The 15,314-nt window shown below is 66.2% G+C and carries 11 protein-coding genes and 1 pseudogene; 3 read left to right on the top strand and 9 right to left on the bottom strand.

Annotation, left to right across the window (positions count from 1 at the left end; translation table 11 throughout):
- Window positions 1–854: 854 nt before the first annotated feature.
- From ACMTAK_RS20925 to ACMTAK_RS20915, 3 genes and pseudogenes are all read right to left on the bottom strand, one after another.
- A pseudogene (locus tag ACMTAK_RS20925) lies at window positions 855–1,837 on the bottom strand (IS5 family transposase).
- Window positions 1,838–2,539: 702 nt separating this feature from the next.
- Window positions 2,540–2,914 carry a type I-E CRISPR-associated protein Cas6/Cse3/CasE gene (locus ACMTAK_RS20920; protein ID WP_413807637.1) on the bottom strand — a complete coding sequence of 125 codons (375 nt, stop codon included), beginning with the start codon at window positions 2,912–2,914 and terminating at the stop codon, window positions 2,540–2,542.
- A 316-nt stretch (window positions 2,915–3,230) separates the two neighbouring features.
- A complete protein-coding gene (locus ACMTAK_RS20915) occupies window positions 3,231–3,872 on the bottom strand; it encodes a DUF4232 domain-containing protein (RefSeq protein ID WP_413807636.1) in 642 nt (213 codons plus the stop codon).
- A 982-nt stretch (window positions 3,873–4,854) separates the two neighbouring features.
- Between ACMTAK_RS20915 and ACMTAK_RS20910 the strand changes: the two genes are divergently transcribed.
- Complete coding sequence (locus ACMTAK_RS20910; RefSeq protein WP_413807635.1) at window positions 4,855–5,202, top strand: hypothetical protein; 348 nt, start codon at window positions 4,855–4,857, stop codon at window positions 5,200–5,202.
- Window positions 5,203–5,929: 727 nt separating this feature from the next.
- On the opposite strand, the gene ACMTAK_RS20905 is transcribed toward ACMTAK_RS20910, so the two are convergent.
- From ACMTAK_RS20905 to ACMTAK_RS20885, 5 genes are all read right to left on the bottom strand, one after another.
- Window positions 5,930–7,582 (bottom strand): AMP-binding protein, encoded by a 1,653-nt coding sequence (locus tag ACMTAK_RS20905; RefSeq protein WP_413807634.1) that lies wholly within the window; start codon window positions 7,580–7,582, stop codon window positions 5,930–5,932.
- Window positions 7,583–7,662: 80 nt separating this feature from the next.
- Window positions 7,663–8,106: a Tn3 family transposase gene (locus ACMTAK_RS20900; RefSeq protein ID WP_413807633.1), complete on the bottom strand. Its 444-nt coding sequence runs from the start codon at window positions 8,104–8,106 to the stop codon at window positions 7,663–7,665.
- A gap of 52 nt (window positions 8,107–8,158) precedes the next feature.
- Entirely contained in the window at window positions 8,159–9,013 is an 855-nt protein-coding gene (locus ACMTAK_RS20895; protein ID WP_413807632.1) for an LLM class flavin-dependent oxidoreductase, read from the bottom strand.
- A 63-nt stretch (window positions 9,014–9,076) separates the two neighbouring features.
- Window positions 9,077–9,289: a hypothetical protein gene (locus tag ACMTAK_RS20890; RefSeq protein ID WP_413807631.1), complete on the bottom strand. Its 213-nt coding sequence runs from the start codon at window positions 9,287–9,289 to the stop codon at window positions 9,077–9,079.
- A gap of 197 nt (window positions 9,290–9,486) precedes the next feature.
- Window positions 9,487–10,467, bottom strand: coding sequence for a methyltransferase (locus ACMTAK_RS20885; protein WP_413807630.1), 981 nt, complete (start codon window positions 10,465–10,467; stop codon window positions 9,487–9,489).
- A gap of 574 nt (window positions 10,468–11,041) precedes the next feature.
- Here ACMTAK_RS20885 and ACMTAK_RS20880 point away from each other — a divergent pair.
- Both ACMTAK_RS20880 and ACMTAK_RS20875 read left to right on the top strand, forming a co-directional pair.
- Entirely contained in the window at window positions 11,042–12,274 is a 1,233-nt protein-coding gene (locus ACMTAK_RS20880) for a glycoside hydrolase family 19 protein (RefSeq protein WP_413807629.1), read from the top strand.
- A gap of 1,200 nt (window positions 12,275–13,474) precedes the next feature.
- Window positions 13,475–13,618, top strand: coding sequence for a hypothetical protein (locus ACMTAK_RS20875; RefSeq protein ID WP_413807628.1), 144 nt, complete (start codon window positions 13,475–13,477; stop codon window positions 13,616–13,618).
- Window positions 13,619–13,816: 198 nt separating this feature from the next.
- Here ACMTAK_RS20875 and ACMTAK_RS20870 read toward each other — a convergent pair whose 3' ends face one another.
- Window positions 13,817–15,073, bottom strand: coding sequence for a DMT family transporter (locus tag ACMTAK_RS20870; RefSeq protein ID WP_413807627.1), 1,257 nt, complete (start codon window positions 15,071–15,073; stop codon window positions 13,817–13,819).
- Window positions 15,074–15,314 lie beyond the last annotated feature (241 nt).

Raw genomic sequence — 15,314 nt, 5'->3', positions numbered from 1 at the left:
CTCTCGGCCGTTTCGAGCCTTATCTCGTAAGCCTCCCGCCGAGTCGGAACCTGATTACCACGTCCCCTTCGTGCAAACCCACGCGGCCCTTCCGGTACAGGTTCCTCATAGAGCCGGTCCAAATTGCGTCCAGTCCCCCGGAAATACCCTTCCGCAGAAGCGGCATCGGTGGACAACTCTTTCGTTGCATCATCCGCGACCCTCAAGTAACTGTTCGCGCCTCGTCCGTAGTTTGATTCGCGCAATTCCTCAAGTTCAGTCATCCCATTCAATTGATCCGGGGTGTAAAATTCCGCTTCAGGTAATTTTCCTGCCCCTCCTTCTGTCGCCAACGGCGGTACGGAAGTGCCACCGTGTGCTCGCGAAGCACTCGGGCTCGGTACAGCGTTCGCGAAACGGACTCGCGCCTCACGGGTTCTGTGAGGCCCTCCACGGACAACAACGTGTAGGAAACTGATCGGTTCAATCGGCGCGAGAATCGGGACGAGTCTGTAGTAGGGCTTGGTCAGGCTGCGGTTGAGGATGACCACTGCTGGACCGAGTTGGCAAGCCGGGGCCACAGGACGTGGCAACGTTCCCCGTACGAAGATCACCTCGGGGTGTGCAGATTCTTCTGTGGCACCCCGGGCCGTGGCCGCGTCCCGGGCGGGGCGCTGGCCGACCTCCCCGGTCCAGATGGGACCGGGGAGTGCGCCGCCGCCGCTTGGGCCAATGTGGTGTTGGACGGGGGCGCGGTATGGGTATTGGCCTCTGGCCGGCCGGGCGAAGTCGCTGGCGGAACACGCTTGGGACGGGGGGCGGCCCTGGGAGTCTCATCCAAGACGCTAGCCACTAGGGACTGTCTCCAGTTGTGATCATTGGGCTTTCAGGATGCTGCTGATCCAGATGGTCGCTGCGCGGAGATGGAGTCCGGCGAGGTAGCTCTCGGGCGTCTTGTCGTAGCGGGTCGCGATGCCTCGCCAGTCCTTCATCCTGTTGATGGCCCGCTCGACCGTGTTGCGGTCGCGGTAGAGATCGGCATTGTGGGTGACGGGCCTGCCGCCCCGGCTGCCTTTCTTCCTGCGGTTGGCGGCCTGGTCCCTCTTCTCCGGGATGACTGCCTTGATGCGGCGTTTGCGCAGATTGGCTCGGTTGGCGCGGGAGGAGTAGGCCTTATCACCGGCCACGGCAGCCGGCCGGGTGCGGGGACGGCCGACCGGCAGACGGACCCGTACCTTGCTCAGAACCGGGATGAACTGCGGGCTGTCGGCGGCCTGTCCGGCGGTCAGAAGGAGCGCCATCGGCCGGCACCGCCGGTCGGCAGCCAGGTGGATCTTGCTGGTCAGCCCGCCGCGCGACCGTCCGAGCAGGGCGGCCTTCAGCCGGGCCCGCTGTCGTAAGCGGATGCGCCGGCGTTCGGCCCGGACCGGATCGGTTTCGCCGTCCTGCCCGCCTTGTCCCTGCGATGCTCCCCCTTTTGCGAGGCTGCCTCCTCGAGTGCGGCCAGAGTCTGTTCGCTGACCCGCATGCCGGCGGCGTCGTGATGGGCCCGCGTGGTGGTGGAGTCCACGCTGACCAGGGACATGTCGATCTCGTCCCTGCGGGCGGCCTCGGCGATCGCTTCGTCCAGCAGGGTCTGGAAGACGCCCGCGTCCCGCCATCGCATGAAGCGGTTGTAGACGGTCTGCCAGGCGCCGAACCGCTCGGGCATCTCTCTCCACTGGCTGCCGGTGCGGAACCGCCAGATCACCCCCTCGAACTGCTCACGCAGCCGCTCGGGGTACGGGCCGAACCTGCCGACCGGCAGGAACGGCTCGATGAACTCCCACTCAAGGTCGGTGAGTTGCGCACGCGTCACAGCACAGTCTTATCGGACCGGCCCCCACCCCGGGGCTTGATCACAACCGGAGACAGTCCCTAGAAGGGGGAGTGGGGTCCTCGGAGCAGCAGCGGGATGGGGAGTTCCGGCTGGCTGATTGGCTGGGCCCGCTGGCTGTTGGGACGCCACGGGCTTACGGCGGGTCGCCTGGCCCGCCCTTGACTGCCGCGTGGCCGACAGGGCGGAGTTGAGCGCCGCCGACGACTGCGGGCTCGGCCCGTAGGGCGCCCGATTGAGGGGTGGCCGCGTCTCTTGAGCGTGCGGCGGCACCTCAAGCCCGTCCTGTCGGCCCTGAGGGGGCTTCCAGGGTTCCTGTCCCCTGCGCTCCAGTCGCTCGTCCAACCTCTTCAGCGCGTAATCGAGCGCCGCGTTCAGGGCAATACTGGCTGCGTCGTACACAAGTCCCCGGACGCCGGATCGGCTGAACCCCTCTGCCTCGCGCTGCTCCTCCTTCGTCTGCCTCTTGTCACGCAGCTTGCGCAGGAATCTCAGGAGCCCGTTCTCGACGCGGTTTTGGAGACTGGGCCGCTGTTCAAGCCTGGGGGAGGCGGCATAGGGGTGTCCTCCTCCGTGTCGTACGGGACCAACGCTCAAGGACGACACGGATTTTCCCCGCGATCGGTTCATTCGCCCGACTTCGGTGTCGGCTCACACCTACCCGAAGGTAAGCGTGCCCACCGCTCAAGGACGCGCCGTCTCCGCCGGGAGCGGGGCGAGGGTGAGCAGGCCCTGACCGTAGCCCTTGGCGGGGCCGATGCCGGTCAGCAGGGCGTCGGGGTCGGTGACGCGGGGCCGTCCCCGGAAGGTGGCGATGGTGATCCGGGGGCCGTCGGCGCGTTTGCGGAAGCGCGGGATGTCGTCGACGATCAGCGTGACGGCGGGCGGAGCGGAGGGGGAGACGCCGTCGGTGTTCAGGCCGGGGGGCGGGTGGCGCGACCGCCGCGGTGGGGATGGTGAAGCCGGCGCGGGTTGAGAGCGATCTTCGACAGATAGGGCATGTTCCTCACCAGCCCAGCAGGGCGAAGGGGTCGTGGCCGGTGCCGGGGCCGCCGGCATCGTCGGAGTCCGTGGGGCGGGGTGGCCGGTGGGGAGCGTCACCCACGGGTGCCGGACGGCGTGCACCGTCCACTCCGACAACCGGCAACCAGCCTTCCTCGACGAGATCACCCGTCGCCGCGCCCATCGTGGGCCTTCTCCTCCGCGTGCGCGGTGCCTCCCGGGGCACGGACGACCCGGAGAGAGGAGAGGAAGAGTCGCTGCCACACGGAGCTACCCCCGCGGGTGCGGGGACGACACTGCCTGAGCTGCACGGGCACGACGGCGCATCGGGCGAACGGTTCAACGCCGCCAGAGCGGCCGGGGGAGGGGAGAGTTACCAGTTGAGCGCGAGGGACGGGGTGTCCAGCCAGTAGGTGACCCGTGCGCCGTTGTCGGTGTAGACGGAGCCACCGGGCAGATCGACGCTCTTGCCGGCCTCGTTGCCGTCGATGGACACCTCGAGGTAGTCGACATTCCTGCCCCCATCGCCCGAGCCATCGGTCGCGGAGGTGGTGATCCCGGCGTACGCGCTCTCCCCCGGCGAGAGGAGCTTGACGGACTGCGGCCTGCTATCTTCGATCACCGCGGTGGCGGCCTGCGCGTTCTTGCCCAGCTTCAGCGTCGGGAAGCCCACGAGCTTGCATTCCACTGCGGACGTGTTGGTCGCCTTGAGCAGCATGTGGTTGACAGGCCGCTGGACCTTCTGGACGTCGAAGTCCGTCTTGTTGATGTCGCAGTCGTCGAGCGTCTTCGTCGGGCCTGTGTCGATCGAGTGCGGGTCCTTGTCTGACTTGCCGGCCTGTCCCTTGATCTCGCTGCCACTCGCGGCGGGGGCCGTGGAGTCGGCCTTGCCGCTGGTCTGCGAGCCGCTGTCCCCGTCCCCGCTGCACGCGGTGAGTGACAGGGCGGCGACGGCCAGCATCGAGACGGCGGCGATGCGGACGCCGCGAGTGCGGCGGAGGGGGATGACGTTCATGACGACTTCCTTTTGGTGGTGGTTCGGACGCGACATCAGTTGCAACCGCTGAGCGGTTCTGAGGCCCGCAGCGGCGTTCGGGCGTGGCATACCGGGCCGCGGAAGGACAGGTGTCGGCTCCTCCGCGTGCGTCACCTCCGACGACGAAGCGACACGGGGAACGGTTCACTTGGACCGGATCCCTTGGCCGACGTCGGCTCACCTCTTCACGAAGCGCCACTGGTGGTCGTCGTGGTCGCAGCACGTGAAGAGCGTGAGTTTGGCGTCCGGGCCCCTTCTTGTCCGTCCTTGACACGTCCAGGCTCATTTCGTCGCCCTTCTGGTTGCGGATCCAGTACGTGCCCCCTGGGCGCTTGTCGAACCACCAGAGCTGATTGCCCCTGTCGCTGGTGTCGCAGTGGTATTCGGTCACCGGGGGCTCGGCAGTTGTCGAGTCGGGTGGCGAGGGGGCACCACGGACTGATGTCGCGGCGGATGCTGTAGTTGAGAACCATGCTGGCCAGTGCCTTGATGTCGCTGACCAAGACGGAACACGGTCGGTGTCATCTCGCCGTAGAGCGGCATCGAGGTGTCGGGAGCGCTGTGAACCACTTGGCCGCTCAGCCCGTTGTGAGTGGTGATACCGCTACCCCCGAGCGGTTCTCTCGGCGGGACGGGTCCTGGCGCGACTCCCTCGAGTTGCCAGGACCCGTTCCGCTGGCAACGCCGTACCATGATTCGCCTGTCTGCAGCTATCGCAGCAAAGGGATCAGGTCTCCGTGAAGAGCAGGCTCGCGATCTCCATTGCGAGTGATCGCGAGAAGGCCGGTACTGGGCGATCCCCGGGCGGTTGGCGGGCGAATTCTGGCAGGAACGCAGATCAAGGTCTTAATCCGGCAGGTGTGGGGTCATCATGAAGTCATGACCGGAGACCACACGGATGGACTGTCCCCAGCGAGCAAAGCCGTGGCGCGAGCCGTCCGGCAGGCGGACCCGGTGCGAGTTGAAACTGGTTTCGCTGTGCTCCGGAGCCGCCCTCGCCGCCGTTTGCCAAGACAACAACCTGCTGGAGGGCGAAGGAGAGAAGCACTACAGGGACACGCGCAACTGGGCGCGGGAGATCCGGGCCCAGGCGCCCGAAGCGATGGGGATGATCTGGGGCTCGAGGCGTAACCTGTCACGGTTGGCCCTGGTGCTCTTCGGAGACCGCCTCGCGGGCTGCGCGGACGGACCACTCGAAGTACTTCCGCACCGCAGCATCCCGAACCTCGGCTCTCCGAACGGGATCAAGGAGGCCAACCAGTTGTTGGAACCCCTCCGTTCGGCGATCAAGGAGCCGCTTCACCGCTGAGCCCAATTGATTACACGTCAATTCTTGTAGACCTACGGATGGCGCGACGGGCAGGACTGCTGAGACTCCGCAGCCGCGAGCCACCCACCCTGGAGTTGGCTGCGGCCTCTTCGGGGGCCGCGCGCACCCATGAGGGCGTCGTGGAAGCGTGGCTCTGCCGCGCGGTGGATCGGCCCGACGCGGGCACGCTGTGAATCGCCGCCGAGCACACGCTGGGTGCGGCTCAAGGAACTGCCAGCGCGCCGGGCGATGGGCTTCGAGGTCCCGAGACGGGGCGGCAATGGAGGCTCTGAAAACCCGGGCTTCTGATTGAACTGTTGGTGGGGCCGGGCCTGTTGTCGTTCCCTGGAAGGGCATCGGACTCGCGGCGGGTGGATAAGCACACCAAGCTCAGCGCGACAGGTTGCTTTTGGGCGACAACCCGTCTACCAGGGGCTTCACCTTTCCCCGTACGCGATCAGCTCAACGCTTCGGCCAATACCCCAGGGTGACGAGCTGTCCGGGTGCGTTCTGGCAGCACTACCTAAGGGAGGGCTTTGGAGGAGATACGTGCGGTAGCGCCCGGGGCATGCCCCGGGCGCTACCGCACGTATCTCCTCCAAAGCCCCGAAGCCTGTTGCGTCGGGTCGACGCATTGACGGTGAATACGCAGCGTGACGTCTGAAGGCGCGCGGCTCTTGGCGTCCAGCCGTGCTGGTCCCACACCAGCCGGCAGGCCGCAGGTCAGTCAGGCAGGGGTCGACGGTTGGGCTCGGCCAGCGAGCCAGACGCGCAGTTTGGCCTTTTCCACTTTGCCCATGTGATTACGCGGTAGCGCCTCGACCTGCTCCACCCGGGTCGGCCAGTACCACTCGGTCATGCCGAGGTCGGAGAGGTAGGAGTGCACGTCGTTCAGGGTGACCGGTGCGGTGCTCACGATTACCGCGCACCCTTCGAGGTTGTCCTTATGTCCGACGACAGCGACGTCGGTGATGTCAGCATGAGCGTGTAGTGCGTCCTCCACGTCGGCGACCGGGATCATGAATGCGCCGCCGATCCGGTCGGAGGCCCGTCCGACCAGCTGATATCCGCCTCGTCCATCAGGGACGGCGAGATCTCCGGTGTCGTACCAGCCCGCGTCGTGGTCGGCCAGCACCCGCAGTGTCCCGCTGTCGCGTCCCATGGTGCCCAGGCAGACTGCGGCGCCGCGGATCATGAGCCGGCCGGGGTTCTCCTCGTTGACCTGTGCCTCCTTGCTCAACGGGCGCAGCTCGGCCTGGGTGCCGACGCCGGGGCGGCCGATACTGTGTGCGGCCCAGTTTGGCGGGTCGTCGTGGCTGGTGAGGATGAGTCCTCCCTCGGTCATTCCCCACAGCGCCAGCACGGGGAGACCCAGTACCTCGGCCGTTTCGGTCACTAGCTTGGGTGAGATCGCGGTGCCCGCTACGGTGAGTTCGCGAAGCTGAGGCAGCCGGATGTCGTCCTTGCGTATGGCGGCAAGGAGCTCGTTCAGGAACAGGGGGACCAGGATCACTTGCTCGATTCCGGTCTCGGCCAGTAGTCGGGCAACGCTCCGAGGCTCCCATTGGTCGACCAGTAGCGTGGTGCCACCGGTGACCAATGACAGTGAGACGGACGCCAATCCGAGTGCATGCATCAATGACTGGGGTGTGTACCGGTGCAACTTCGTCCCGTCGCTGGGCAGCATGGGAGAAATAGAGGCGAACCAGTTGTTCAACGTGGACAGTATCCCTTTGGGCTCGCCGGTGGTGCCGGAGGTGAACAGCACCGTCGCCACCGCGTTGGGATCCGTTGCACGGGTGACCGGGGCGGAGCGCGACGGCTCCTGAAAGAAATTAACGAAATCGATCTCGCCGTCTTCCGCCACTTGGCCGAGCACCACCCGGTGCTGGAGGGCCGGCAGCCGAGGCGCCATTTCGGCCACCGCAGCGGCGTAGGCGTGGCCCTGCCATACATCCGTGGTGATGAACACGCGGGCCTGCACACTTGCCAGGATCCGCTCCAGTTCGCGGCTGCGGATCGTGGTCATCACCGAGGCCAACACCGCGCCTCGGCGCCAGCAGGCCAGCTCCAGCGCCAGCGCCTGCCACCAGTTGGGCAATTGGATGGCCACCACGTCACGCGCCCCGATGCCCAGTTCGGCCAGCGCAGCAGTGAACCGTTCCACCCAGTCGGCCAGCTCCCGGTAGGTCAGCGTGATCAACCCATCCCGCTCCTGAAATGCCAGAACCGCAGGCGCATCAGGAGTCTGCGCAGCCCATTGGAAAACGTCCTCGACCACCGTGTCCTCGCGCCATACCCCTGACGCGCGGTATCGCACAATGGTCTCCTCGGGCGGCCGAACCGAAATTATCATCCTTAATTCCTTCTTCTTGCTCAAAGCATATCCAGCCGCGTGTTTCAGCTGGCAGGGCGGGGGACAGGAACGATGGCGAAGGACCTGTCCTTCAGCCACGATTTCTACGTGGTAGCAAATAGGGCTGGATTGTAGGCGGGTGGGGGTACGTGGAGTTGGTCGGTGATGTAGTCGCCGAAGCGCAGCACGTTGTCCCTGCGGTGCGGGCTGAGCGCGGCGATGTCGTCGGGGTTCACCTCCCAGCCTTGGGCGGCCATCTGGCGTAGTGCGTCGGTCATGTCGACGGTGGTGGAGAAGATGATGCTGTTGGCCATCAGGTCGAGGAACTTGACGGCTTTCTCCTGGAGTTCGGGATCGCGGGAGCGCAGGTAGCCGTCTCCGCCGAAGTGCAGCCACTTCGTGTACCCGTTGTATGCCTCGGCCTTGTTCGTCGCCCTGGTGATTTGTTCCCGCAGCTGCGAGTCCGACAGGTAGCGGAGCAGAACGACCGCTTGAATCTCGGATACGCCGTCCGCTCCAGCGACGCCACACCAACCGCCCTCTGTCATGAAGTGGCGGCTTTTACGCGTATCTCCTCCGCCCACCAGGGACCCACGAAGCTCAGAGGACGACTTCGGCGAGCCGTCCCACCTCATGGGTGTCGGCGAGCGCCGGGGTGAAGATGATCTCGTCAACTCCGAGTTCCGAGTAAGCCTTCACCGCGTCGCGCACCGCGTCGGGCCCAGCGCAGATGCCACTGTCGACGATGTCTATGGTCTGTTGGCCGGAGGCTCTGTAGTAGTGCTGTACGTTGGCCCGTCCCTGCGCGACATCGCTGAAAACGTAGTACGCGATGGCGACAAGCCGCGGGGATCCTTCGCGGCCTGCCTTCTTCCACGCGGATCCGGCCGCGTCAAACATCTGGGCGGCCATCCCCACGGGCGCCGACGGGCCGATGTATCCCTCACCCCAGCGTGCCATGCGCTCGAAGGAGGCGGGAGACCCGCCGCCGAACATCAGGGGCACACTGCGTGTGCCGGCGGGCACCAGGGGATTCGAAGCGCCTCCGACCGTCTCTCCGCGCCAGATGCTCCGGTAGACCTTAAGATCGCGGTCGAGCCGCTTGCCCCTGCCGCGTGGCCCCAGCCCGTCCACGAGAAAGTCGTCGGAACGGCTGCCGACGCTGATGCCAAGAGTGAGACGGTTGCCGGATACCGCGTCGATACCGGCTACTTCCTTCGCCAGGAGCACCGCCGGCCACATCGGTGCGGCCATGATATGGCTGATCAGCCCAATCGTGCTGGTGGCGCCGGCCGCGGCGGCGAGTGCGACGGTGTCCATGAGGCCCGGGTACGCAATGTGGCCGATAGTTCCGAGCGACGAGAATCCTGCCTTCTCGGCCCGTGTGGCCCATGTGGGGATGATCGCCGGGTCCATCTCGCGCACCTGATTGGGCAGTCCTATACCAATTTTCATGCCCATGGCTCCTTACTATGTACCAGAAAAGTGTCACCGAGCGGCAAAGACTTTGCGCTGGTATCACTTCAAGACGATCGGGCCGACCCTGGACATCACCGCGAATACTGGAGGGGTGACGGCTTCCTTGAACGGTGCGCGGTGGTCGTCGGAGGCATCCCGCAGCATCATTCCGAACAGCACGGGAATCTTCGCGCGGAGAACGTCGCCCAGCCCCTTGTTGCCGACCTCGGCCCACTCATCGGCGGTCAAATACCGGTCGATGAGGGGGAGCACCCTCTTCTCCTCGGGACGCCGTCACCGAAACGATGGGTGCCACGTCCTGTGCCCCCCCGGCTTGCCAACTTGGGTCAGCAGCGGTCGAACTCACGCCGGAACATGGTGTGGACTGTGTACATGTCCCTGCTGTCCGCAGGCTGCGTGTCTGCTTTGCCATGGTCTTCACTGGCCAACCGGAAGGGACAACCTTTACGTCATACGGGCGCGGCCTCCAGCACGGAGACCAGGGACGCGGAGGACGACACCTTGACGAGTTCCAGCCCGGCTCGGTGGAACAGGGCCTCGAACTCCTCGGCGCTGCGTTCCCGTCCGGTCGACAGTGCCATCATGTTCAGATCCATCAGTGGTTCCAGACCCGGCTTGCCGACCTCGTCGATCAGCAGCTCCATCACCAGCACCCGTCCGCCGGGCCGGAGCGCCTTCCGGCAGTTGCGCAGGATTCGTACGCAGGCATCGTCGTCCCAGTCGTGGAGGACGAATTTCAGCAGGTGCAGATCGCCGGTCGGCACCTGATCGAAGAAGTCGCCGCCCACGAAGGCGAACCGGTCCGTGACGCCGAGACTCTCGGCGGAGGCGTCCGCTTCGGTGCCCGCGTGTGGCAGGTCGAGCACCATCCCGGTCAGTCCCGGATGCCGCCGCATCAGGGTCTGGACGAGGTTTCCGCCGGCGCCGCCGACATCCACGGCGACCTCGGCGTCCTTGATGTCGATCACATCGGCCAGCTGATGGGCCAGATTGTGTGTCATGGCGGTCATGGAGTTGGTGAAGACCTCTGCCTCCCCGGGGCGGGTGGCGAGCCAGTCGAAGAACGGCGCGCCGAGGGCGGCCCGCGCCGGGGTGGTGCCGGTGCGTATCGCGTCGGCGAGCCGCCCCCAGGGCAGCCAGTGCGATTCGGCACCGCCCCACAGCGCCAGATCACGCAGGGAACCGGGCTCGTCGGTACGCAAGGTGTCGAGCAGGGACGTGCTCTCGAACCGTTTCCCGTCCGTCGATGTGGCCAGGCCGAGCGAGGCGCACGCTCGCAGGAACCGGAACGTCGAGTCGGGGTCCAGCGACTCCGCCGCTGCCACCTCGGCCGCGGTGGCCCCATCCGGGTGGAGATGGTCGGCGATGCGCAACTCGGCCGCGGTCCGCACCACCTGGGTGACCCAGTAGCCGGTCATCATCTGCATCATCCGCCCCGTGTCACCTACAGGCGGACGGGCTGAACCAGCCGCAACGAACGGATGCTCGAACAGTGCCATGTCATTCCCCTCGACTCGGAAGCGGTGTGCGCCCAGGAGACCCGGGGCGTAGGTGGCTCACAGCACCTCCCACCGAGCCGCTCCATCGCGCGGAGCGGCCACCTGTGGAGAACGAACGGATGGACACTGAGAGCGGTTCAATGGGCGGCCACCACCCCACCGTCGCGGAAGCCCCTCGGCCGTCCGAAGCCGACCGCCTCGGCTGGTGTCCTCAGCGGCACCCCCGCCGCTGTGGGCGGCGGAGTTCGAGGGGGCGAGATGACAGCGCGTCGTCCGTGTCCACCGGAGCCCGGGCTGTTGGATGACTACGCCGCCGGTTTCGACGATCTGTTCGTCTCGCCGACCCGACGGTGGGGGTTCCGCGAGTACAGGACGAGCCCGGCGACTTGACGACGCCACAGAACCGTTTATGCCTCACGGCCGTAGAACCTGCGTCAGGCAACAAGGGGGCGCTTTCGCCCGCGGATCCGCCCCAGCCTTCACGGCAGGACCGAGGAGTGAGTCCATGATGTCCACCACCCCCCGCCTCAGGTGGCACTTCCCCAGACAGTTCGCCCGTGTCGCTCTCGCGACGGGCGCCGTCGCGGCGGCCGTCGCCGTCACGTTGTTCGGCGGCGCACCCGAGAAGCTTCTCCCGGCGTCCGGCGCCTCCGCGTCTCAGGGGCCGGTCACCGGCCTGGCCGGCAAGTGCCTCGACGTGGCGGAAGCGAAGAGGGACAACGGCACCGCTGTCCAGCTTTTCGACTGTAACGGCACCGGCGCCCAGCGGGTGTCCAACCCAGGTGACGGGACCCTGCGGGTACTCGGCAAGTGTCTGGACGTTCTCGGTGGGGGTACCGCCGACGGGACGCCGGTCCAGTTGTGGGACTGCAACGGCGGCCCCGGCCAGCAGTGGGTGGTCACCGAGGCCCACGACATCGTCAACCCGGCCGCGGACAAATGCCTGGACGTGCGTGACAACAACAGCGCCAACTGGACACGCTTGCAGATCTGGACCTGTGCGGGTACCGCGAACCAGAAATGGACTGCCCTCGCGGGGGCACGGCACACACCCGCCCATGTCGTTCCCCGGACGCGGAAGCCGAGTGACTCCGTTCCCCGGACGCGGAAGCCGAACGCGGGCTTCGTCGTGAGCGAGAAGCAGTTCAACGAGATGTTCCCGAACCGGAATTCCTTCTACACCTACGATGGGCTGATCTCGGCGTTGAACGCCTACCCCGGATTCGCTACCACCGGCAGCGATACCGTCCGGAAGCAGGAGGCCGCCGCCTTCCTTGCTGACGTCGGCCATGAGACCGGCGGCATGGTGCACGTCGTCGAGCAGAACAAAGCCAATTACCCCGGATACTGCGACCCCGGCCAGCCCTATGGCTGCCCTGCGGGACAGGACGCCTACTACGGCCGCGGCCCGATCCAGCTGAGCTGGAACTACAACTACAAGGCGGCGGGCGACGCGTTGGGTATCGACCTGCTCGGCAACCCCGGGCTGGTGCAGAACGACGCGGCGGTGGCCTGGAAGACCGGCCTGTGGTACTGGAACACCCAGTCCGGTGCCGGCACCATGACCCCGCACGACGCCATGGTCAACCAGGCCGGCTTCGGCCAGACGATCCGCTCCATCAACGGCAGCCTGGAATGCGGCGGCGGGAACCCCGCCCAGGTACAGAGCCGCGTGGACTCCTACCACCGCTTCACGCAGATCCTCGGCGTCGCCCCCGGGGACAATCTCTCCTGCTGAGGCGTTACGGCGTACGCAGAGGCCACCATGTACGGCCGTGCCCTGACCGGGCGTCCGCATGCCGCAACTGGTGAGCGTCCTCCTTCCCACTATGCCGAGCCAAGCCGCCGCCGACCTGTAGCTTCTGCGAGAGGCGAATTCATGAGCGCACCCTCCCCTCACGTGGGGACGCGGAATGCGAGGCGGTCAAGGACGACTTGATCGCCGCCACGTCACTGACCGCACACACCCCCGCGGCTTCGCCACCCACGGTCGCTGCGCCAAGCCCGCATTCATAGGGGTGGAGGTCACCGGGCGCGACGAGGGCAGCGTCAACCTGGCCGTTTCGAGTTGGAGTTGTCCGGCCTCGTCTGGAGGGCTACTCGATGAAAGAGAACCAAGAAATGAAGTTCATGTCGAAGTTCCGACCCTGCTCAGAGGTTGAGCTGGAAATTCTGGAGAGCGGGGCAATGATGCTTGCGACGCCCACGGCGCGGACGTGGTGCGGGCCAGACGATACAGTCATGTGGGTTGCACTGTGTGAGCAGGGGGGAGACCCCCAAGCAGCCGCTGATCGGCTCTCTGCCGTATGGGGCTCAAGCGCGTTCAGCGTTTACGTGGAACTCATGGACCGGATAGAGAAGTGGCGTCGTGCGGGCCTGCTCTCTCGAGAGGACATTCCGTTCTGAGCATCAGGTGCGCGACCATCGCTTCCTCGTGCCTCTGCCGAACAAACGATGAGTCCGATGGAGTCCTGGCCGGGTAGGGAAACGGGGAAGCGATGCCAAGAGTTCGTGTCACGCGATCAACGCCGCGGACTCCCGAAGGTGTACTGGGGGGCGAACTTCAACTCGGAGCCCGGCAGCGTGTCCTTCAACGAGTGGCGGAACCTCTCCGCGGGCTGGGTACGCGGTTTTCTCCCCATGAAGGGGAACAGAAGTTCCTGGTCACCGAATTCTCTCTGGTGCACTTGTGGAAACAGCATATGAAGGACACCGTTCCGGCCCGATTCGCACGCCGGATTCCGGGATACCGGGCAGCTCGCCGTGGCCACGTATGGGGTCGCCCAAGGGGCCTCCATGGTCCGCGACTTCAGCCCCCGCAAGCAGCCTTGGCTGCTGAACAGTCTCTACGGCAACCGCACCGTCGAACGAACCGATGACGGCCTCCCGGTCGGCGCCTACGGATTCTTCGACGACTTCCGCGCCCCCCGTGCTGGTCATGTTGCTCGCGTTGGTCGTACTCGTCGCGTACGGCGACAGCGTGCTCCTGGTGGGCGTAGGCGCACGGGTCGGCACGGCGCACCAGGTAGCTGCGCTGCAACCGGGCGTCGACGACACTCCCCTGTACGGTCTGCACGGGTGAGTTCATTGCCGGGCAACTCGACGGCGAAGCCTTCCGGCAGCAGCGCGAGCCAGTCAGCACCGGTGATCTCGGTCTTCACGGTGTCCTTCCGGGGAGGGGCTCATGTCCGGAGTCGGCTCCGACGCCGGACATGAGCCCACGTGACATTCGGTGGGGACCACACCTGTTTGGTGATCACGGCCACCGACCACGGTCCGGTCATGTCTCGGTGGGGTCGTCGAAAGCCGCCCTCGCTTCCTCCGCATGAGGTCTGCTCGCGAACATGGTTCCGAACGCTCCGGCTCCGTGAGCGGTGAGCGTGATCGTCGGACTGTCGTCCTGGCCGAGTCCTGCCCATTGCACTCTCGGGTCCCGTTTGGCGTGGTGCCCGAGCGGCTGTGGCTGTGGCGGTGTCGGCCGCGTAGCCGCGAAAACTGGAACCGGCGTGTCGTGTTCGCGCTCACCGGCGGTGGATTCGCCGGTCGTGAAGGGCGGTTGTGGTGTGTACGGGGTGTGGGCCGGGTACGGCGGCACATCTTTGCGGTGTTTGCCTTGCCGTGGCTCGGTCCGCTTGCCGCCGCCGCTTGTTACGACGATGGCGACGCCGACGATGATCAGCAGGAGACCCGGGACGGACGCGAGCTTGATGCTCTGCCCCATCAGCCACCATGCGCCGAGCGCGGCCACCGGAGCCTCCAGCAGGAGGACGGCGCTTACCGTCGTCGCCGATGCCCTGCCGAGCGTGAAGTTCAGTGCGCCGAGGCCCAGGAGCTGAGGCAGGAGGAGCAGCCCGAGCAGCGACAGTTTCGTAGATGTGTCCAAACCCGTGAGCGGGGCGTCGGCCAGCCAGCAGACGGCGAGGAGCTCCACCCCGCAGACCAGCGAGGCGACCGTCGAATACAAAGGAGTGCTGATATCCGTGCGCGCCTTTTCACTCAAGGCGTTGTACCCGGCCTGAGCCATGCCTCCGGCGACGGCGAGCAGATCGCCCATCAGCTCCGTGCCACCGGACTGTACGTCGAGACCCGAGGCCGCAACCACTCCCACTACGGCGAGCGTCAGACCCGCCCAGGATTTGCCGGAGACCCGAACGCCCAGACCCGCGGCGATGAGGGCCTGCCAGACCGGTGTGGTGTTCACTAGCGCCGTGGACATGGCGATCGAGGTCATCTGCGCGCTCATCATGAAGGTCGCGAAGTGGACAGCGATCGACGTGGAGGCGAGGAACCCGAACGCCAGAGGCCGCCACTGCGCCCGGCGCAGCAGGCCGCGCTCGCCGCGCGTGATACGCACCACCTCGCGGCGGCGCAGTAGCAGCAGGAACGGCCCGAGTGTGACGAAGCCCAGGGCGTTGCGCCAGAAGGCCATGGCGAGCGGCGAGGCGGAAGCGACGGCGGTGAGAGGGGCGGTGGCCGCGAAGGCGACCACATTGACCGCCATCGCCGCGACGGTCAGCGGATCGATTCTGGATTTCACGCGTTCGTACCGCCGTCCGTGCGCGGCCAGGCCGCGGCGGGCGCGGAGTCGCCCAGACCGCCGAACGGAAGGCAGTCGTCGACTATCTGTCCAAGATTGACCATTGAATAGATGCTTTCTGTGCCTGGTCAGGCCGCCGGTCGACGGCAGAAGCACGGCGCGGGCGGCAAAGGGCATGTTCCGTGGCGGGACGAGGTGAACGCGTCCTCTGTAACGCCACCCACAACGTGGAGAATCGCGC

The sequence above is a fragment of the Streptomyces lacaronensis genome, from assembly GCF_047337785.1.
In the GTDB taxonomy this organism is placed as follows: Bacteria; Actinomycetota; Actinomycetes; order Streptomycetales; family Streptomycetaceae; genus Streptomyces; species Streptomyces lycopersici.
Note: the sequence above shows the minus strand (reverse complement) of the source record. Positions and strands in the feature narration are given on the sequence as shown.